Source organism: Vibrio sp. 10N.286.51.B11 (genome assembly GCF_041469245.1).
Taxonomy (GTDB): domain Bacteria; phylum Pseudomonadota; class Gammaproteobacteria; order Enterobacterales; family Vibrionaceae; genus Vibrio; species Vibrio crassostreae_C.
Window position 1 is genome coordinate 46,040 of record NZ_JBFRKI010000021.1, and the last position, 17,931, is coordinate 63,970.

The window sequence follows — 17,931 nt, forward strand, 5'->3', positions numbered from 1 at the left end:
GCGATGAGTTCTAAAAAGGAAGTTTATTTCGTTCCACATCAAAGCCACTGGCCATTGGTGGGTGCTGTAGCACTGTTTTTGGTCGCGGTTGGCGCTGGCTTGACGGTGCAAAACATGGGTACCGACGCCGCAGGTGGTGTGTTTGGCAAAGCGGTGTTGTTAGTCGGGTTTGCTGTGCTGCTTTACATGCTCGCAGGTTGGTTTAGCAATGTGATCACAGAATCATTGAGTGGTCTCTATTCTGAGCAGATTTCTCGTTCTTTTAGACAAGGAATGAGTTGGTTCATCTTTTCCGAAATCATGTTCTTTGGCGCTTTCTTTGGCGCGCTTTTCTATGCTCGAATGATTTCTGTGCCTTGGATTGGTGGTGCGGGCAATAATGAAATGACCCATGAAGTATTGTGGCCGATGTTCCAATCAATTTGGCCACTAACGACGACCCCTGATGGCGTAACGACACAAGCCATGCCTTGGCAAGGTATCCCGCTTAAGAACACCATTATTCTGCTGCTTTCCTCTGTGACGCTGCACATGGCACATATCAGTCTTGAACAAAATAAGCGTATGGCTTTGATCGTGTGGTTGGAGATAACCATTGTTCTGGCTGGCTTCTTCCTGTTCTTCCAAGTTGAAGAGTATCTTCACGCTTATCAAGAGATGGGGCTGACACTTCAGTCTGGCATCTACGGTAATACCTTCTTTTTGCTGACTGGGTTTCATGGCTTACATGTCTGTTTAGGGACGATCTTTTTGATTGTGTTGCTGGCAAGGGTTGCGAAAGACCACTTCACTCCGAAAGACCACTTTGCGTTCCAAGCGGGCAGTTGGTATTGGCACTTTGTTGATGTGGTTTGGTTGGGCCTGTTTGTGTTTGTTTATGTACTTTAACGATTGAGCCTATAGGGGATTAATAGGGGCGAGGGTTGGGAGTTATCACTCCTGATCCCAGAGCAAGTAATAAAAGTAGCACGACAACGGCTGACCACATGACACGACGCCCCAAGAAGTAACTGAGTCTTTTTCCATTGTGTTTGCCCGAGGCGATTTGGATTAGGCCTTTCATCAAATTGAAAGCGATAAAAAACAGCAAAGCGACCAAGACGACTTTAAATAACAGAACAAAGGTAGATGACGCCATAGTGATAACTCCAAACCGATTGATTGATGATGAACACAAGTTCCGCAGTAAAGGTTTTTGGATAGCGGTTGTTTTAACTGTGGTTTCAGTCGGCGCTTTAATCAAGTTAGGTTTGTGGCAACTCGATCGTGGTAACGAGAAATTACGTTATGAACAGCAATTAGCTGAGAGAGCACATCTCTCGTCACAACCTTTAGGTGTCGTTATTTCTGAGTTGCGAGAGCTGGATTTATCTGGTCAAGAGTCATTAAATCCTCAAACCCTAAACGGGTTAAAGGCTGATGTTGAATTAGTCAATACGAGCGGCTTGATGCTCTTGTTAGACAACCAGATAAGCCAAGGAACGGTAGGGTATGTGATTTACATGTTGGGTGAGGTTCGCTTTGAAGATGGAAACCAGTCCTTAGTGGCTGAAAAACAGTTGTTGATCGATCTTGGGTTTGTTCCGGCAAGTAATGACAGAAGAGAACTACCGCAATTAGGAAGTATCACTGTACCAACCAAAATGTCAGGGCGCTTGTATACACGCTCAATTAATCCTTTAAGTCATGAGTTGGGTTTAGAAAATACGACACCGAATAGAATCCAAAACCTAAACATAGCAGCGTTATCACAGTATACAGGAAAAGAAGTGCTGCCCTTTGTCTTCCAACCTCAGAGTTTAGATTCATGGCCCTATGAAATGTTATGGCGTCCAACGGCGATGAGGTCTGAGAAGCATTTTGGTTACTCATTTCAATGGTTTGTTATGGCTGCGGTACTTTTGTTTTTGATGTTGTTGATTGGCTATCGGTACCTAAAAGCAACACCTATCACGAGGAATAAGGATGGATAAATCTCAAGCACAAGTGAACAGGGAAATTACCGAGGCAAACATGGCTGAGCTCAGAAGCCGTCGTACTAAAGGACGCTTGGTATTAATCGGACTCGTTTTAATTTTCGCTTTGCCAGCCATTATCGCCAAAACTGTGTTGGATCAGAATTGGTATACGTCAGGTGTCACTAACTCAGGCGAATTGGTAGAACCAAGAATTACACTAGCGGATTTTGGCGTAACGGTACCCATGGCAGGAGAGGGTTGGGTTGTGGGGTATATCGCACCGATGGAGTGCGAAAGCTTGTGTGAACAACAGCTTCATTATTTGAATCAAAGCTACTTAGCGTTAGGGAAAAACAAAGAGCGAGTGACCGCCGTTGTTTTCGTCTCAGAAGGTAACTCGTTGTCGGGTTCGCTCAACAAGCCTGATTTATCTTTGTTAGCTGGTGGTGATCAGTTAAGCACCGAGTTTTCGCCGGCTTCCATTGTCATTATTGACCCGCTAGGACAGTTGGTTATGGAGTACAAAAGCGTGTCGGAACCGTCGCAGTTAGTCGGGCAATCCAAAGGTATGATTCATGATTTAAGAAAGCTACTTAAGCTGTCACGAGTTGGGTAGTTGATGGCGCAAATGCTTGAGCTTAAGCAGCGAAAGGGAATAAGTATAGGGAGATAAGTGATGCAGAATAAAGCCCCTGATTTACTGATGCTTGTGATGAGATTAACTATCTTGTTAACCCTTACCGTGATTGTTCTCGGAGCTTATACACGCCTGTCTGATGCTGGCCTTGGCTGTCCTGACTGGCCGGGTTGTTACGGTAAGATCACCGTTCCGTCTGATGCCCAAGCGGTGAGTCAAGCCAATCTGCAATTTCCAGAGCGAGCTCTTGAAGCAGACAAAGCGTGGATAGAGATGATCCATCGCTACTTTGCAGGAACATTAGGGTTGCTTATCTTTGTCGTTGTAGCTTGGTGTATTAAAAAGAACATCACACCAGTTGGTCTTCCATTACTTATCTCTGCCACTGTGATTTTTCAGGCTTTGCTTGGAATGTGGACGGTGACTCTTAAGTTGATGCCCGTTGTGGTTATGGCGCATTTGATGGGGGGCTTCACGTTGCTGTCACTGTTGTGTCTGCTCTACTGCCGTTTGTCTCAATTCCAAAGCCGTTTTGGCGAGGCTTCTTATTCTCCAACACTTAAATTTTGGGCGTTGTTTGGGTTACTCATTGTGGTTGGGCAGATACTGCTTGGTGGTTGGACATCGTCAAACTATGCCGCTTTGGTGTGTACCCAATTGCCTATTTGTGAAGGTAACTGGATGAGCTACCTCGATTTCAAAAATGCGTTCGATTTTGCTCAACACGGACACGATAACTATGAGTTTGGTGTGTTGGAGTATCCCGCGAGGCTTACCATACATGTCATGCACAGGTTCGGGGCTATTGTGGCGACATTAACGGTGCTGATGGTCGTGTACCAGTTATGGAAGTTTGGCCAAGTGCCTCACCAAAAGCTGAGCATGATTGTCGCAATAGTGTTGTTTACTCAAATCAGCCTTGGGATCAGTAATGTATGGTTTCACCTGCCAATCTCAGTTGCGGTTTTGCATAACCTAGTCGCAGCAATGTTGCTCATCAGCATGGTTGTAACCAATTTTGTGGTGTGGCAACGCAAACCGAGTGAGAGCTTGGTGAAGAACAGTGTATTACAAGGAGGTAATCATGGTCAGTAGAACGTCAACACAGTATGAAGTGGTGGCTCAAGACGCAGCCTTAACTCATAAGATAACAGCCAATAATGACATAACTTTAAGTAACGAAAAGGCTGAAAAAAACAAAGCCACTTGGAAAGTTTATTTAACGCTGACTAAGCCTAAAGTGGTGGCTTTGATGTTGCTGACAGCATTGGTTGGGATGTGTTTGGCCGTGCCGAATGGATTGCCTTTGCAACAAACTCTGTTCGGAATGATTGGGATAGGGTTAATGGCAGGTTCAGCGGCTGCGTTTAACCATTTGATCGATAAAAAGATCGACGGCCAGATGACTCGAACAAATCGACGCCCTTTACCATCCGGTGAGCTGAGTAGTGTGCGTGTGTTTAGCTTTGCAGCAGGTATCGGCTTATTTGGGTTCGCTACGTTAGTGGTGTGGGTCAATCAACTCACGGCTTGGCTAACCTTTGCAAGTTTATTGGGCTATGCGGTCATCTATACCATGTACTTGAAGCGAGCGACGCCACAGAACATCGTAATTGCAGGGATAGCTGGCGCAATGCCACCGTTATTGGGCTGGACGGCAGTCACTAACGAGCTGCATTCAAATGCTTGGTTGTTGGTGATGATCATCTTTATTTGGACGCCTCCTCATTTCTGGGCGTTGGCAATTCATCGTCGTGATGAGTATGCCAAAGTGAACATCCCCATGTTGCCTGTGACTCACGGAATCGAATACACCAAGACGTCTATTCTTCTGTATACCTTTTTGCTTAGCATCGTGTGTATATTGCCTGTATTGGTTGGCATGAGCAGCTGGATATATCTGAGCGCTTCATTGGTGCTCAACGGCGGGTTTGTTTATCACGCTTGGGTACTGAAATATCGTGATGAACCCAATATGGCCATGAAGACCTTTAAGTTCTCCATCTATCATCTCATGATCTTGTTTGTGGCTCTGTTGGCAGACCACTATCTACTTTGATAACCGCATTTCTGCTGTTGCTGAATAAGAAAACGGATGCTCTGGGCATCCGCTTTTGTTTGGCTAATTACACAAGCTCACATACTTGAAAATAAGTAACTCGCTAACAATTAGTCCACTTTGTTCCAAGCATCTTGCCAGTGTGAACCTACACCTGGTTCGTACTGAGTTGCTGTTGGAGCCCATTGAACACAGTAACCTGAGTATGGGAACTCTTTACACTGATAAACACCACCATCGCTGCTCAGAACCTTTGTTCCTGCAGTGTAAGATTCAATGCTTTCTGGGAACACAAAGTCGTAATCGCCCGCTGGTGGCGGCGTTTGCTCGTCCATTAGATGAAAATCAAGCGTGTTCTGATCCACTAAGTTACCTTGGTCATCTTTCGTCACAACCACAAGCATGTGGTGGCCAGCTTCAGACTTAGAAAGAGTCAGTTGAACATCTTCAACTTGTCCGTCTGTTAGATCCGATTTCTGAGATGCAAGTGCTTCACGGTGATGGTTGTACACGGTAAGCTCAGCTTGGATATCGCCTGTTGCCGCTAACGTAAGATCAAGCTGAGTAGGTTGGCTCTCATCGATAATGTACTCTGATTCTAAGCCCGAGACTTCAAGATCATGCTCGGGTTCTGGAGTATCAATCTTGTAGCCGATTTCGACACTGTTAAAGCCAGAGCCTGCTTTTAGATAAACAGGATTCGTGCCGTAAACGGGTGCGAAATCGCCTTGGTCATTCAATTGACCTGCTTTGATTTGCGTCTGCTCTTGGTTGATCTTAGAAGCAAGCGCGTAAGACCAGTTATTGGCTTTGCCTTGTTCAGAAGTTTCAATCACAAGCTCAGTGCTGTATGAAGCGTTCTCACCAGACTGGTCGAATACACGCGTATAAACAGCGTCACCAACATTCAGGTCTTGTGTCGGGTTGATTTGACCACCTTGATCCCAATCAGGAATGATAGGGCCGTCACCATCAAATTTCACGTCGATAACGTTGTAGAAAGCCGCTGCAGTGTCACCTACATCCCATACGGCAAGGATCACTTGATAACCTTCACGCTCTGGCACATTACACAAGTGACTGACTTGCATCGGTGGCTGTTCCATATTGCCTTCAACAACACAGAATGGCGTTAAGTCAAAAGAGCTGCGAGCCAACGGCTGGTTTGGATTTCAGTCGGGTTGAGTAATGTAATATTTCCAATCGCGAGTCTTGTGGTTAGCTGTGAATGTCCACTCGAAGTATTGAGAACCAGACTTGATAGGGCGTTTAACCCAGCGGTCTGCCTTTTGTTCGTCTAGTGCTGCTGCTAAAGAAGATTGCGCACTGGCGATTTTCCCATCAGCAGGGCCAACTTCTGGGAAGCCTTCAGGGCCTTCTGCACTTTGTGGTTCGTATTGGATACCCCCACAGTTGGTGTTTTTCTCTTGCGTATCGCTCGCAGGGAACTTACATAGAGCAACACGGCTCTCAGCTACGCCATTGTTGTATGCCGAGACATAACCGTGACCGAAGCTTGCACCGCTTACGCTAAGAAGCGATAGCGCGATGAGTGATTTTTTTTGGAGTTGTTTCATTATTTGTCCTTACTGTATTTGGCCGACAAAAAAGAGAACACCCCGGCATGCATTTACACTTAAATTCTATTAAGTGGCGGCCCCGCTATCATAGACAGAATATTTGTCGACAGACCGGTGGCTTTGCGTCTTATTCTTTCAAATAGTTTGCCAGAAGTGCGTTTGAGCAATCGAAATGTAGCCAACCAGTTTTATAAATGCGAATCAATCGATTGAAATGTGGAATGCCAATCTCGAACTTTTAATTCTTGATACAAATTAACTTGCTATATGTTTAGTTCGTTAACGTATAAATTATTGATATAAATAAAGAAAGCATTTGCTCTAATCGTTTTAGTGAATGACTTTGGGTTGTTTCGCTTCGCTCTGTACAACAATTGTGCACATATCAAAACCAAACCTTTGGTTTCCACTAACCGAACCCTGACACGCCATGTATGAAAAACCGGACAATTGATTGGTATGAATTATATAAAGGAGCCGGTATGGAATTCACAGAACTAGACAGAGACGCGTTGTATCAAACGTGGATGTCACAAAAATCGAGAATGCGAATTACGCAGATGGAGTTTTCAAAAAAGCTAGGCATGAACCAGCTTGATTTCTCAAGAGTGCTAAGAGGGGAGACGCCATTAACCATGTCTTTCATTAGTCACTTTTGTCGTTTACTTCATTTGGAACCAAGGAATGTATTCCCCTCGCTGAAAGAGGGCAATGAGTCTGGGCCTAAAGTGGTCTACCTGAAAAGTAGAATGAGTGTTGATGGTGAGATCCAAAATGCTTATATCGAAGGAAATCAGGTAATTGTAGAGTACGCACACACTGTTCAACATGATTAATTTTAGAGTTAGCTCTGATTTTTACCCCCCTTTTTCTACAACCTTTTCACATAGGGTATGGTATACTTAGTTAGATTCCTTAATTTTAGCTAAGTGCGGTATGAACTCTTTAAAAGTCCTTTTGCTTGTTGCAACCAGCATTTTCTTGTTTGGTTGTGCAGGCGGCCCAATTAGAACCGCTACTAAATTTACCAGCTACGAAGATTTTCAGGCTGGGCCTGACGGAGGCGTCGACTAGGTTTGGGCAAGGGTTGGGCTACGTGACGCACAGCGTTTGAAATCCAAGTTAGATGATTACGACTCTGTAGTGATCGACCAAATTTTTGTTTTAGCAGAAGAAGGTTCGTTGGATCAGGAAGAGATTCAGGAACTCACTGAGCACATGGTTGCGCGCTTGGAAGATAAAATATCGCCTCATAAAACGATCGTCGATGAACCGACAGGAAAAACGCTCCGCTTGAGTATCGCTCTGAGTAACGTTGAAACGCCCAATCCGCTCTTAGCTGTAACGAGCAGCGTTCTGCCGTTTGGTCTTGCGATGTCAACCATATCTAAGGTCACGACTGGTGAGCACACCAATGTTGGGAGTGCGAGTGTAGAGTTATTGGTCAGTGATGCTCAAGAGGGCACACCACTGTTTGCAGCCATCGACCGTGAAGCGGGTAACAAAGATTTTTCAACCATGATTGATTCGCTGGATGATGCCAAAGACGCGATCAACTATTGGGTTGAACGTTTAGGTGATACTCTACACAACATAGATGACGCATAGTAAAGACCGAATAATGCTAGAGAAAGAGAACCTGATTAAGTTGGCTCGAATGCAGATGCCATTTGGAAAGTACGCGGGTCGTACACTGATTGACTTACCTGAAGAATATTTGCTGTGGTTTGATAAAAAGGGATTCCCGTCTGGCGAACTCGGCGATTTATTGAAACTGTGCCTTGCTCTGAAAATTGAAGGGCTTGATAGTGTCGTCAAGCCATTGAAAAGAATGTAATTAAATAAAAGCTCACGCTGATCACGTGAGCTTTTTTGTTTTTGAGTTCGACACAATTTTACATGCATGATGTAGCTTGAAGAATGGCTCTTCTTACCTTGCTATAAAATACGCAATCGATAGCGTGTAAATAATGGTATACAGGGTGTTTTAAATATAAAACACAAAAAAAATTGCGTTTATTTTTAATTAGTGATTGAAACTAGAGTTTTTACTAGTTAAGTTACAGGGAACAAGAAGATTAGTGCTGATAGAAAGTGACGTGAGACAACGTACATTCAGCTCAAGGATAGAAAAAAGGAAGAAGTAAGCAATGTTCCAGACTGATGATGTAAGAATTAACAAAGTAAAAGAGTTATTACCCCCTGTTGCTGTTTTAGAAAAGTTTCCAGCGACAGAAGTTGCTTCTTCTACAACCTTTGAAAGCCGCAAAGCGATCCACAATATTTTAGAAGAGAGCGATGATCGCTTGCTTGTTATTGTCGGCCCATGTTCTATTCATGACACAGAAGCTGCTCTTGAGTACGGTAAACGTTTGAAAGTGTTGCGCGACGAACTTGGTGATAACCTTGAAATCGTAATGCGTGTTTACTTTGAAAAACCACGTACAACTGTTGGTTGGAAAGGTCTAATAAATGACCCGTACATGAACGATACGTTCAAGCTAAATGATGGCCTTCGTCTAGGACGTAAGCTACTGCTGGACCTAACTGACATGGGCATGCCAACGGCAAGCGAATTCCTAGACATGATCACGCCTCAATACGTTGCTGACCTAATCAGCTGGGGTGCAATCGGCGCACGTACTACAGAATCTCAAGTTCACCGCGAACTGGCTTCTGGCCTATCTTGCCCAGTTGGATTTAAGAATGGTACTGATGGCAACATCAAGATTGCAACAGATGCTATTCGCTCTGCTAGCGCTTCTCACCACTTCTTATCAGTAACTAAGTACGGTCACTCAGCTATCGTTGAAACAGCAGGTAACCCTGATTGTCATATCATCCTACGTGGTGGCAAGGAGCCAAATTACAGCGCAGAACACGTTGGTAAGATTAAAGAAGAGCTAGCAGCTTCTGGTCTTCCACAAAAAGTGATGATTGATTTCAGCCACGCAAACAGCTCTAAGCAGTTTAAGCGTCAAATGAACGTATCTGATGACGTAAGCGCACAAATTTCTGGTGGCGACAAAGCTATCTTTGGTGTGATGATTGAATCTCATCTTGTTGAAGGTCGCCAAGACCTGGTTGAGGGCAAAGCTGCAACGTACGGCCAATCTGTTACTGATGCGTGTATTGGTTGGGAAGACACTGAAACAGTACTTCGCCAGCTGGCAGACGCTGTTGAAGCTCGTCGTAACAAATAGACTAATTACAGTCAGCGATTAAGCTACTGAAAATTCAAAGCCCTTAGTTAGCAACAGCTAATAAGGGCTTTTTTGTGGATCTTAGTTGAAAACTGGAAGTGTCTGTATTCTTAAATGAGAAAAGACAGTAACTCGTCGACTTTAAGTGACAGTAAAGCTTTATCTTGTTTGGTTTCAACGTTAAGGCGTATTAATGGCTCGGTATTGGACTTTCTTAAGTTGAAGCGCCATGAGCCCATATTCATGCTGATTCCGTCTGTGTGATCGATCTCAACGGCATGATCTTGGTAGTGCGATAACACGCAAGCCATGACCTGCTCTGGGTCTGAGACTCTTCGATTGATCTCCCCGGAAGAGGGGAATCTATCTATACTAGTACTCGTTAATTGGTGAAGAGATTGTTGAGTTTTCGACATCAGCTCGATAACCAATAGCCAAGGAATCATGCCTGAATCGCAATATCCAAAATCACGAAAATAATGGTGTGCGCTCATTTCGCCCCCATAGACGGCATTCGTTTCACGCATCTTCTCTTTGATCAGTGCGTGTCCTGCTTTAATTCCAATCGCTTTTCCACCATGCGTTTTTGCGATTTCAATTGTGTTCCAGGTCATGCGCATATCGTGCAATACAGTCGTGTTAGGCTGTTTGACCAAGAATGCTTCAGCAAGCAACCCTACAATGTAATAACCCTCGATGTAATCGCCTTGCTCATCAAAGAAAAAGCATCGGTCGAAGTCTCCATCCCAAGCAATTCCAAGGTTGGCAGAATGCTCTAAAACGGCATCTCGAGTGGCTGCTTGGTTCTCTCTAATCAAAGGGTTTGGAATACCATTTGGGAAGTTTCCATCAGGGTTATGATGAACTTTGATGAAGGTGATAGGGACACCGAGTTCGTTAAATTTATTATCTAAAGCATCAATGATATGTCCTGCAACACCGTTCCCAGCATTAACCACAATCTTCATCGGTGACAGCTTTGATGGGGTTATGTACGAGAGTAGGTGCTCGACGTACGGAGCAAGAATACTGTTCGATCTACTAGAGTTACTTGGTTGTGCATGAACGAACGGTAAATTGCAGTTCAGCTCTTGATTAAGTTCTTCAATGCGTCGTTTGATTTCATCTAAACCACTGTTTTTACTGATAGGGCTAGCGTCTACACCGACCATTTTCATGCCGTTGTAATTGATTGGGTTGTGGCTGGCTGTGATTTGTATTCCGCCAATCGCTTTTAGGTAACGAGTCGCAAAGTAGACCTCTTCAGTGCCAGTCATACCTAGATCAATGACGGTAATCCCTGACTCGATTAAGCCTTTGGTCATGGCTTCTTGTAATGACAGGGAGGTTTTGCGGTTATCACGACCAATCACTACCTGCGCCAAACCATCGAGTGAGGTTTCAGGCTTAGCGGATAGGACGTATTCGCCAAATGCCTTACCGAGCAGGTAGGCGAGTGGCTCATTGATTTGTTTACCAATGACGCCGCGGATATCGTTGTTCTTAAAGCAGTTTAGGTCTAATGTTGGTTTCATCGATTTGTCGCTGCTTTATTTCGTTTGGTTGTGCTTTGATGAGTGGACTTGTTGCTTGCGCACGTCTCGCCCATAACTGTCTTGATATCGAATGATGTCGCCTTCACTTAAATGACTGCCTGTTTGTACTTCAATCATCTCGAGTGGGAGATCCCCTGGGTTCTCTAGGCTGTGAATATGACCTAAAGGGATGTAAGTGGATTGATCTTCTTCAACCAGATAGGTTTTCTCATTGTTGGTCACTTTCGCAGTACCCGCCACGACTACCCAATGTTCCGCTCTATGGTGGTGCATTTGTAACGACAACTTGTGACCGGGTTTAACGGTGATACGTTTAACTTTGTCGCGCTTGCCTAGGTCGATAACATCGTATTTACCCCAAGGTCTAAACACCTCACGATGATGCACATGTTCTGTGCGACCCGCTTGATTTAGTTGACTGACAATCGATTTAACACCCTGAACCCTGTCTTTATTTGCAACCAATATAGCGTCTTTGGTTTCGACAATAATCAGGTTGTCGACACCTACCGTCGCAACCAGCTTATTTTCAGCATGGATGTAGTTGTGTTGAGAGTCGACGGTTAACACATCACCTTCAATGACGTTATTGTGCTGATCTTTTTCGCTTACATCCCAGATCGCGGACCATGAGCCAATATCGTTCCAGCCGACATCCATCGGGATCACCGCGGCGTGCGAGGTCTTTTCCATCACGGCGTAATCGATTGAATCACTTGGACTGCTTTTGAATGCTTCAGCGTCTATACGGATAAAGTCGAGGTCGGTATTTTGCGTTGCAAGAGCGAGTTTACAAGCCGCTACTATCTCAGGGTGGTGTTCGGCGAGTTCTTTAACATAGCGTGATGCCTTAAACATGAACATGCCACTGTTCCATAAGTATTGTTCTGAGCGGATGTACTCTTCTGCTGTTGCTGTGTCTGGCTTTTCTACAAAGCATTCTATGGCGAAGGCGTGATTGATTGGCTGCTCTGTTCCATTAGTATCAGTTTGAGCACTGGAGGAAAGAGGCTCTCCCTGCTTGATATAGCCATAGCCAGTCTCTGGGGAGCTAGGTGTTATACCGAATGTCACCAGCTTGCCTTGTTTTGCATAATCAACACCACGACTAATCGCTTGTTGGAATTCAGAGGTTTTCGCGATGTGATGATCAGCAGCCAGCACTAACAAGATAGGGTCGGATGCGCTTTGTTCATTAAGCGGTGGTTTACTTAAAGCCTTTAGGGCGGCAAGCGCAATGGCTGGGGCTGTATTTCTACCGACTGGCTCTAGCAGAATACCACTATGTTGAATGTTAGCTGATCGAGCTTGTTCAGCGGCAATAAAGCGATGCTCTTCATTACAGATAATGAATGGGGCATCGCATTTACTATCCATCAAGTGCTCTTCAAGGCCTTGCAGGCGTTGAAGTGTGTGCTGAAGCATTGACTGGTCGCCGGCAATATTGAGAAATTGCTTAGGGTAAAGCTCGCGAGACAGTGGCCAGAGACGACTTCCGGAGCCGCCGGCTAGAATGACAGGTAAAATCATAGCGTGGTAATTAGGTGCATTAGAATACTGCCATCATATTACCACGCTTCACGCTTATTACTTATCGATAACCAAGAAGGATATGACTATCGATGACCTTCCGTAGGGGAGTTCAACATGTCTTTGGGATCGCTAATATTCTGATTATCACCTAGGCTTTGAACGCTGTTATGATCTTGAACATTAGAAAAGTCTTGAGGGTCAATCTTGAGTGTCTGTGTTGGGAACGCGATGTCTGCATTGTGTTTATGAATAATCGCCAGAACCTGTAACAGAACGTCTTGCTTCACTTTGTGGTACCTGATCCAGTTGACTGTTTTTGTGAAGGTATAGATAAAGAAGTTGAGCGTTGATGGCCCAAATTTGTCAAAGTTAACGATCAACGTCTGTTTGGCATCAATATCTGGGTGGGTCTCGAGCATGGTTCTTACATCATCAACAATGAGCGCCAATTTGTCTGCATCTTGATAACGAAGACCAAAGGTTTCATTGATTCTACGATTCAACATTCTCGATGGATTCTCTACCACAATACTACTGAACACCGAATTTGGCACGTACAAAGGACGCTTATCAAAAGTGCGGATGATCGTCATGCGCCAACCAATGCGTTCGACAGTGCCTTCGATTTGACGATCGGGAGAACGTATCCAATCACCGACTTTAAAAGGGCGGTCGAAGTAAATCATCATGCCACCGAAGAAATTCGACAGTAAGTCCTTAGCCGCTAAACCGACGATCAAGCCACCAACACCACCAAAGGTGAGTAAGCCGGAAAGACTGAGCCCAAATGCCTGCATAATGGTTAGGCCGCCCATCACCATAAAGAACAAGCGAGCGACTTTCGCTATCGCTTGTACAGTGGTTTCGTCTCTGGTTTTTTGCTCTAAGACATAGGCTTCAGTGTTAGTGATCATTCGTAAGGTAAACCAAACGAATGTACAGATAATCAATATGTGTTTAAGCGTTTTTAACCAATTGATTTCATTGCCAAACTGGTCTTGAAGTATTAGCCCGATAGAGACTGTAGCAGGCCAACACCAAAGTAATGTGCTGACAGGGGTTTTTAGTGCTTCTAGCAGTAGATCGTCCCAGTGGAATGGGGTTTTCTGAACCAGAATTTCTAAGCGATTATGGATAATTCGCCAAGCTACCCAAGCGAGAAAACTCGCAATAGTGATGAATAGGACGCTGTTTGCCCAATCACTATGGCTCTGGTTGATGTAGGTTTGTACTTGGGTTATGAATTCATTCATTGTGTGTGCTGCCGCAGAAATTATGAATTGGAAATTAGCAGAAACTCGAGTTGTTCTCTACCTTTATAAATCAAGCGATTATGACAATAGTATAACCTTATTCTTGCAGAACTAACTTTTTTTGAGATAGAAACTAATGTAGGTTTGGCTATCCCGTGTAATTAAAATTTCTAAACAGGATTTCAAATGAGCGACAAACAATATGCAGTTATCGGTTTAGGGCGATTTGGTCTGTCTGTTTGCAAAGAGCTACAAAGTTCAGGGGCACAGGTACTGGCCGTCGATATTGATGAAGAGCGAGTGAAAGAAGCGGCGGCTTTTGTTTCACAAGCGATTGTTGCGAACTGTACAAGCGAGGAGACAGTTAAAGAGTTAAGACTCGATGATTACGATATGGTGATGGTGTCGATAGGCTCTGACGTTAACTCAAGCATTCTAACGACTTTGGTGGTGAAAGAATCTGGAGCAAAAGCAGTCTGGGTTAAGGCGAATGATAAGTTCCACGGCAAGATCCTCTCTAAGATTGGTGCTGACCATATCATCATGCCCGAGCGCGATATGGGTATTCGTGTTGCTCGTAAGATACTGGACAGACGCGTTCTCGAATTTATCGACCTTGGCAGTGGCTTAGCGATGACGGAGATTGTTATTGGTTCTAAACTGTTGGGTAAGAAACTTGGCGATCTTAAGCTGTGTAAAGAAAATGGTGTTGAGGTACTTGGCTTCAAGCGAGGGCCGAACCTCACTAAAGCACCAGAATTGGATGTGAGTTTAGAAATTGGGGATGTGGTGATCATCGCTGGGCCGAAAGAGACCTTATCTAGAAAGCTACGCAATTGGTAATTGGCAATAAGGTAACAGTATGAATTCGTTAAAACGAAAAGGTACTTTCTACACGCTTAAGAGTGATAAAAAGCCACGTAAAGGCTCTGAACCTAAGATTATCCTTACGAGCTTCTTAGGCGTACTTATCCCCTCTGCAATATTGTTGACGATGCCTGTATTCTCTGTGACAGGCCTAAGTTTTACGGATGCACTGTTTACAGCAACCTCGGCGATCAGTGTGACAGGATTAGGTGTTGTCGATACCGGTGAGCATTTCACCTTGGCGGGTAAAATCTTACTGATGTTCTTGATGCAAGTCGGCGGGTTAGGGCAGATGACTCTATCTGCGGTACTGCTTTACATGTTCGGTGTTAGGTTAAGCCTTAAACAACAAGCACTCGCGAAAGAAGCGCTTGGCCAAGATCGTAAGATTAACCTTCGTAAATTGGTTAAGAAGATCATCATCTTTGCATTAGTGGCTGAATTTATCGGTTTTGTATTGCTCTGCTTCCGCTGGGTACCTGAGATGGGATGGTCAACGGGCAGTTTTTATGCTCTATTTCATGCGATATCTGCATTCAATAACGCAGGTTTTGCACTGTTTTCAGACAGTATGATGAGTTTTGTTGATGATCCGCTGGTGATCTTCACCTTAGCTGGCTTGTTTATTTTCGGTGGGCTAGGCTTCACAGTCGTCGGCGACCTATCGAGTAACTGGCGTAAAGGTTTTCGACATCTTCATTTACACACCAAGATTATGCTAACCGCCACTCCGACTCTATTATTGGTAGGTACGGTATTGTTCTGGCTGCTAGAAAGAAATAACTCAGCAACCATGGAAGGGTTATCGACTCAAGGACAGTGGCTAGCCGCATTTTTTCAGTCGGCAAGTGCTCGTACTGCTGGCTTTAATAGTGTGGATTTGTCTCAGTACACACAGCCTGCGTTGCTGGTAATGATTGTACTGATGTTGATTGGTGCAGGTTCTACCTCAACAGGTGGTGGTATTAAGGTTTCGACCTTTGCAGTAGCCTTTGTCGCAACGTGGACCTTCCTCCGTCAGAAAAAGCACGTGGTGATGTTTAAGCGCACTGTGACTTGGCAAGCGGTAACAAAGTCATTGGCCATTATTGTGGTAAGTGGGGCGTTATTAACCACCGCGATGTTTTTGTTAATGCTTACTGAAAAGGCAGCGTTTGATCGAGTCATGTTTGAGGTGATTTCTGCCTTTGCAACGGTTGGTTTAACAGCTGGCTTAACCGCAAACCTGACTGAGCCAGGTAAATACATCATGATTGTGGTTATGGTGATTGGACGTATCGGCCCCCTGACCTTGGCTTATATGCTAGCTCGCCCAGAACCTTCCTTGTTGAAATACCCTGAAGACACGGTGTTAACGGGTTAATTAGGTCCATGGGCTGATAAATAAAGCTCTGTAAATAAAAACAAAGCCAGCGATATGCTGGCTTTGTTGTCATAGGCTGATCGTTAATTGCTGAATGCCTATCCCTCAAACATCTCAACGTATTCCTCATAGCCTTCTTCTGCTAATTTATCCGCAGGGATAAAGCGCATTGCGGCTGAGTTCATGCAGTAACGTAACCCTGTTGGTTTTGGACCATCTTTGAATACATGCCCTAGGTGGGAATCGCCAAACTTACTTCGAACCTCTGTTCTTGGGTAAAGCAGCTTGTAGTCAGTAGTTGTAACGACATAAGCTTCGCTGATTGGTTGGGTGAAGCTCGGCCAACCCGTACCTGATTTGTATTTGTCTTTTGATGAGAACAAAGGCTCACCGGTAACGATATCAACATAAATACCTTCCTCTTTGTTATCCCAGTATTTGTTGTCAAATGGGCGCTCAGTAGCGTCTTCTTGCGTTACATCGTATTGAAGTGCTGTAAGCTTCGCTTTGATCTCTGCATCAGACGGTTTTACGTATGTTTTAGCATTCGCTGTCGCATTCTTACTGTCGATGATCTGACGTAGTGTTTTAGGGTTGTCCTTTCTATCATCACCGAAGATTTTATCTAGGTACTGATCGCGGCCAGAAGCATAGCGGTAGTAGTTATAACGAACTTTACTCTTCTTGTAATAGTCTTGGTGATAGTCTTCCGCTGGCCAGAATTTTTCAAATTCAATCAGTTCTGTTTTTAGTGGTTCACCAAAGATATTAGCTTTGTCGATTTCCATCATGAAGTTCTGAGCAACATCTTTTTGTGCTTGGTTATGATAGAAAATAGCTGGTCGATAATGACGGCCTCGGTCTACAAAAGAACCTTTGTCATCGGTTGGGTCGATGTGTCGGAAGAATTGGTCAAGAACCTGTTCGTAGCTAACCACATCAGGGTTATAGGTCACGTTGATCACTTCGATGTGACCTGACTTACCCGAAGAGACCTGTTTGTAGGTTGGGTTTTCCAGTTCACCACCAGAGTATCCAGAGATAACGTCGGTTACACCTTTTAGCTTCTCTAGATCGGACTCCGTACACCAAAAACAGCCACCAGCCAGTGTCGCGATTTCACTTTTACCTGAATTAGCCGTTTTATCCATTGTATTGGCAGTGCCAGTCTGGCTTACAAACAGCGAAATCAGTGGTAGCGCAACCACGAGTGATACCAATATTTTAGATAATTTATTCATAGATACCTCATCTTGACGTTCTTCTCATTCGATTTTGAATGTACGAATAGAGACAGGTTTTAGATGGAAAAAATTGCATCATTCACAAAAAAATATGTCGCCGAGAAAATCTTGCTCATAAATGCCGCCAGTAGTAGGGTGTCAGTATTGATATCCAATAATAGACAGCGATGGCGGTTATCGTACATCTAAGGAACAACATGCAAGCAGAAGTTAAATGGGTCGAAGGCTTTAAATTCCTAGGTCAATCTCAATCTGGCCACTCTGTAGTAATGGATGGCAGTGGTGGTGCAACCGCGCCAAGCCCAATGGAAATGGTCCTTATGGCCGCTGGTGGTTGTAGCTCTGTTGATGTCGTCGATGGTTTGAAATCTGCAGGCCAGAACATCACAGGCTGTAATGCAAAACTTGAAACGACACGTCGTGAAACAGCACCAAAAATCTTTACTGTGATTAACATTCACTTTGAAGTGTCTGGTGACAACCTAGATCCTGAGTTAGTGGCTAAAGTATGTGCTGATTCGTTAGAAAAATACTGTTCAGTATGTCTAATGTTAGGTGCTGGCGTAGAAATGACTCACAGCTGGGAAATCGTTTAGTTTTCGGTTTGTACAGCCTAGCTTGGGGCCGGTACTTTTCGGCTTACGGCTTATTAGTAAAGACAGATACAGAAAAGGGCGG

The 17,931-nt window shown here is 44.3% G+C and carries 16 protein-coding genes, 2 pseudogenes and 1 riboswitch; of the genes and pseudogenes, 12 read left to right on the forward strand and 6 right to left on the reverse strand.

From position 1 onward, the window contains the following. Positions 1-3: 3 nt before the first annotated feature. Positions 4-888, forward strand: a complete 885-nt coding sequence (locus AB4154_RS11245) for a cytochrome c oxidase subunit 3 (RefSeq protein WP_009845661.1) — start codon at positions 4-6, stop codon at positions 886-888. A 19-nt stretch (positions 889-907) separates the two neighbouring features. Here AB4154_RS11245 and AB4154_RS11250 read toward each other — a convergent pair whose 3' ends face one another. Then, complete coding sequence (locus tag AB4154_RS11250) at positions 908-1,138, reverse strand: DUF2909 family protein (RefSeq protein WP_017066085.1); 231 nt, start codon at positions 1,136-1,138, stop codon at positions 908-910. Between AB4154_RS11250 and AB4154_RS11255 the strand changes: the two genes are divergently transcribed. Genes AB4154_RS11255 through cyoE form a run of 4 tightly spaced genes read left to right on the forward strand, consistent with a single transcriptional unit; the run spans position 1,026 to position 4,654 of the window. Then, positions 1,026-1,973, forward strand: a complete 948-nt coding sequence (locus AB4154_RS11255; protein ID WP_032545810.1) for an SURF1 family protein — start codon at positions 1,026-1,028, stop codon at positions 1,971-1,973. The genes AB4154_RS11250 and AB4154_RS11255 overlap by 113 nt on opposite strands. Next, a complete protein-coding gene (locus AB4154_RS11260) occupies positions 1,966-2,574 on the forward strand; it encodes a hypothetical protein (protein WP_017061753.1) in 609 nt (202 codons plus the stop codon). The genes AB4154_RS11255 and AB4154_RS11260 overlap by 8 nt, the downstream gene beginning before the upstream one ends. Positions 2,575-2,634: 60 nt before the next feature. Continuing rightward, positions 2,635-3,690 carry a heme A synthase gene (locus tag AB4154_RS11265; RefSeq protein ID WP_136973807.1) on the forward strand — a complete coding sequence of 352 codons (1,056 nt, stop codon included), beginning with the start codon at positions 2,635-2,637 and terminating at the stop codon, positions 3,688-3,690. Next, the gene (cyoE, locus tag AB4154_RS11270) at positions 3,680-4,654 is read left to right on the forward strand and encodes a heme o synthase (protein ID WP_017066082.1); all 975 of its coding nucleotides are present in this window, start codon (positions 3,680-3,682) and stop codon (positions 4,652-4,654) included. Before AB4154_RS11265 ends, cyoE begins: the two co-directional genes overlap by 11 nt. A 110-nt stretch (positions 4,655-4,764) precedes the next feature. Here the strand turns inward: cyoE and gbpA are convergent. Then, positions 4,765-6,231, reverse strand: a pseudogene (gene gbpA / locus AB4154_RS11275) (N-acetylglucosamine-binding protein GbpA). A 72-nt stretch (positions 6,232-6,303) separates the two neighbouring features. After that, positions 6,304-6,393, reverse strand: a riboswitch (cyclic di-GMP riboswitch). A 323-nt stretch (positions 6,394-6,716) separates the two neighbouring features. On the opposite strand from gbpA, the gene AB4154_RS11280 reads away from it, so the two are divergent. The 4 genes and pseudogenes from AB4154_RS11280 to aroG all read left to right on the forward strand — a co-directional run bounded on the left by AB4154_RS11280 (position 6,717) and on the right by aroG (position 9,437). Continuing rightward, a complete protein-coding gene (locus tag AB4154_RS11280; RefSeq protein WP_017061749.1) occupies positions 6,717-7,070 on the forward strand; it encodes a hypothetical protein in 354 nt (117 codons plus the stop codon). Between the two features lie 100 nt (positions 7,071-7,170). Next, positions 7,171-7,842, forward strand: a pseudogene (locus AB4154_RS11285) (DUF3313 domain-containing protein). A 13-nt stretch (positions 7,843-7,855) separates the two neighbouring features. Beyond that, positions 7,856-8,071 carry a DUF3820 family protein gene (locus AB4154_RS11290; RefSeq protein ID WP_004730103.1) on the forward strand — a complete coding sequence of 72 codons (216 nt, stop codon included), beginning with the start codon at positions 7,856-7,858 and terminating at the stop codon, positions 8,069-8,071. 313 nt (positions 8,072-8,384) lie between these two features. Further along, positions 8,385-9,437 carry a 3-deoxy-7-phosphoheptulonate synthase AroG gene (aroG, locus tag AB4154_RS11295; RefSeq protein WP_017061746.1) on the forward strand — a complete coding sequence of 351 codons (1,053 nt, stop codon included), beginning with the start codon at positions 8,385-8,387 and terminating at the stop codon, positions 9,435-9,437. A gap of 110 nt (positions 9,438-9,547) precedes the next feature. On the opposite strand, the gene AB4154_RS11300 is transcribed toward aroG, so the two are convergent. The 3 genes from AB4154_RS11300 to AB4154_RS11310 form a co-directional block, all read right to left on the reverse strand. Then, positions 9,548-10,972 carry a phosphomannomutase CpsG gene (locus tag AB4154_RS11300; protein ID WP_372123037.1) on the reverse strand — a complete coding sequence of 475 codons (1,425 nt, stop codon included), beginning with the start codon at positions 10,970-10,972 and terminating at the stop codon, positions 9,548-9,550. A gap of 15 nt (positions 10,973-10,987) precedes the next feature. Continuing rightward, positions 10,988-12,523, reverse strand: coding sequence for a mannose-1-phosphate guanylyltransferase/mannose-6-phosphate isomerase (locus AB4154_RS11305; protein ID WP_136973804.1), 1,536 nt, complete (start codon positions 12,521-12,523; stop codon positions 10,988-10,990). A gap of 86 nt (positions 12,524-12,609) precedes the next feature. Further along, a complete protein-coding gene (locus tag AB4154_RS11310) occupies positions 12,610-13,779 on the reverse strand; it encodes a mechanosensitive ion channel family protein (RefSeq protein ID WP_017061743.1) in 1,170 nt (389 codons plus the stop codon). A 186-nt stretch (positions 13,780-13,965) separates the two neighbouring features. Between AB4154_RS11310 and AB4154_RS11315 the strand changes: the two genes are divergently transcribed. Then, positions 13,966-14,622 carry a TrkA family potassium uptake protein gene (locus tag AB4154_RS11315; RefSeq protein ID WP_017064826.1) on the forward strand — a complete coding sequence of 219 codons (657 nt, stop codon included), beginning with the start codon at positions 13,966-13,968 and terminating at the stop codon, positions 14,620-14,622. Between the two features lie 19 nt (positions 14,623-14,641). After that, entirely contained in the window at positions 14,642-16,009 is a 1,368-nt protein-coding gene (locus AB4154_RS11320; RefSeq protein WP_017065604.1) for a TrkH family potassium uptake protein, read from the forward strand. Positions 16,010-16,107: 98 nt separating this feature from the next. Here the strand turns inward: AB4154_RS11320 and msrB are convergent, their stop codons facing one another. Then, a complete protein-coding gene (gene msrB, locus AB4154_RS11325; RefSeq protein WP_017068629.1) occupies positions 16,108-17,250 on the reverse strand; it encodes a peptide-methionine (R)-S-oxide reductase MsrB in 1,143 nt (380 codons plus the stop codon). Positions 17,251-17,450: 200 nt separating this feature from the next. On the opposite strand from msrB, the gene AB4154_RS11330 reads away from it, so the two are divergent. Beyond that, positions 17,451-17,849: an OsmC family protein gene (locus tag AB4154_RS11330; RefSeq protein ID WP_017068628.1), complete on the forward strand. Its 399-nt coding sequence runs from the start codon at positions 17,451-17,453 to the stop codon at positions 17,847-17,849. Positions 17,850-17,931 lie beyond the last annotated feature (82 nt).

Excerpts from the sequence above, each read along its gene's own strand:
- AB4154_RS11260 (WP_017061753.1), top strand. The coding sequence starts at position 1,966 with ATGGATAAATCTCAAGCACAAGTGAACAGGGAAATTACCGAGGCAAAC.
- AB4154_RS11320 (WP_017065604.1), top strand. The coding sequence starts at position 14,642 with ATGAATTCGTTAAAACGAAAAGGTACTTTCTACACGCTTAAGAGTGAT.
- AB4154_RS11250 (WP_017066085.1), bottom strand. The coding sequence starts at position 1,138 with ATGGCGTCATCTACCTTTGTTCTGTTATTTAAAGTCGTCTTGGTCGCT.
- AB4154_RS11290 (WP_004730103.1), top strand. The coding sequence starts at position 7,856 with ATGCTAGAGAAAGAGAACCTGATTAAGTTGGCTCGAATGCAGATGCCA.
- cyoE (WP_017066082.1), top strand. The coding sequence starts at position 3,680 with ATGGTCAGTAGAACGTCAACACAGTATGAAGTGGTGGCTCAAGACGCA.
- AB4154_RS11310 (WP_017061743.1), bottom strand. The coding sequence starts at position 13,779 with ATGAATGAATTCATAACCCAAGTACAAACCTACATCAACCAGAGCCAT.
- AB4154_RS11330 (WP_017068628.1), top strand. The coding sequence starts at position 17,451 with ATGCAAGCAGAAGTTAAATGGGTCGAAGGCTTTAAATTCCTAGGTCAA.
- AB4154_RS11305 (WP_136973804.1), bottom strand. The coding sequence starts at position 12,523 with ATGATTTTACCTGTCATTCTAGCCGGCGGCTCCGGAAGTCGTCTCTGG.
- AB4154_RS11300 (WP_372123037.1), bottom strand. The coding sequence starts at position 10,972 with ATGAAACCAACATTAGACCTAAACTGCTTTAAGAACAACGATATCCGC.
- AB4154_RS11280 (WP_017061749.1), top strand. The coding sequence starts at position 6,717 with ATGGAATTCACAGAACTAGACAGAGACGCGTTGTATCAAACGTGGATG.
- aroG (WP_017061746.1), top strand. The coding sequence starts at position 8,385 with ATGTTCCAGACTGATGATGTAAGAATTAACAAAGTAAAAGAGTTATTA.
- AB4154_RS11245 (WP_009845661.1), top strand. The coding sequence starts at position 4 with ATGAGTTCTAAAAAGGAAGTTTATTTCGTTCCACATCAAAGCCACTGG.
- msrB (WP_017068629.1), bottom strand. The coding sequence starts at position 17,250 with ATGAATAAATTATCTAAAATATTGGTATCACTCGTGGTTGCGCTACCA.
- AB4154_RS11265 (WP_136973807.1), top strand. The coding sequence starts at position 2,635 with ATGCAGAATAAAGCCCCTGATTTACTGATGCTTGTGATGAGATTAACT.
- AB4154_RS11315 (WP_017064826.1), top strand. The coding sequence starts at position 13,966 with ATGAGCGACAAACAATATGCAGTTATCGGTTTAGGGCGATTTGGTCTG.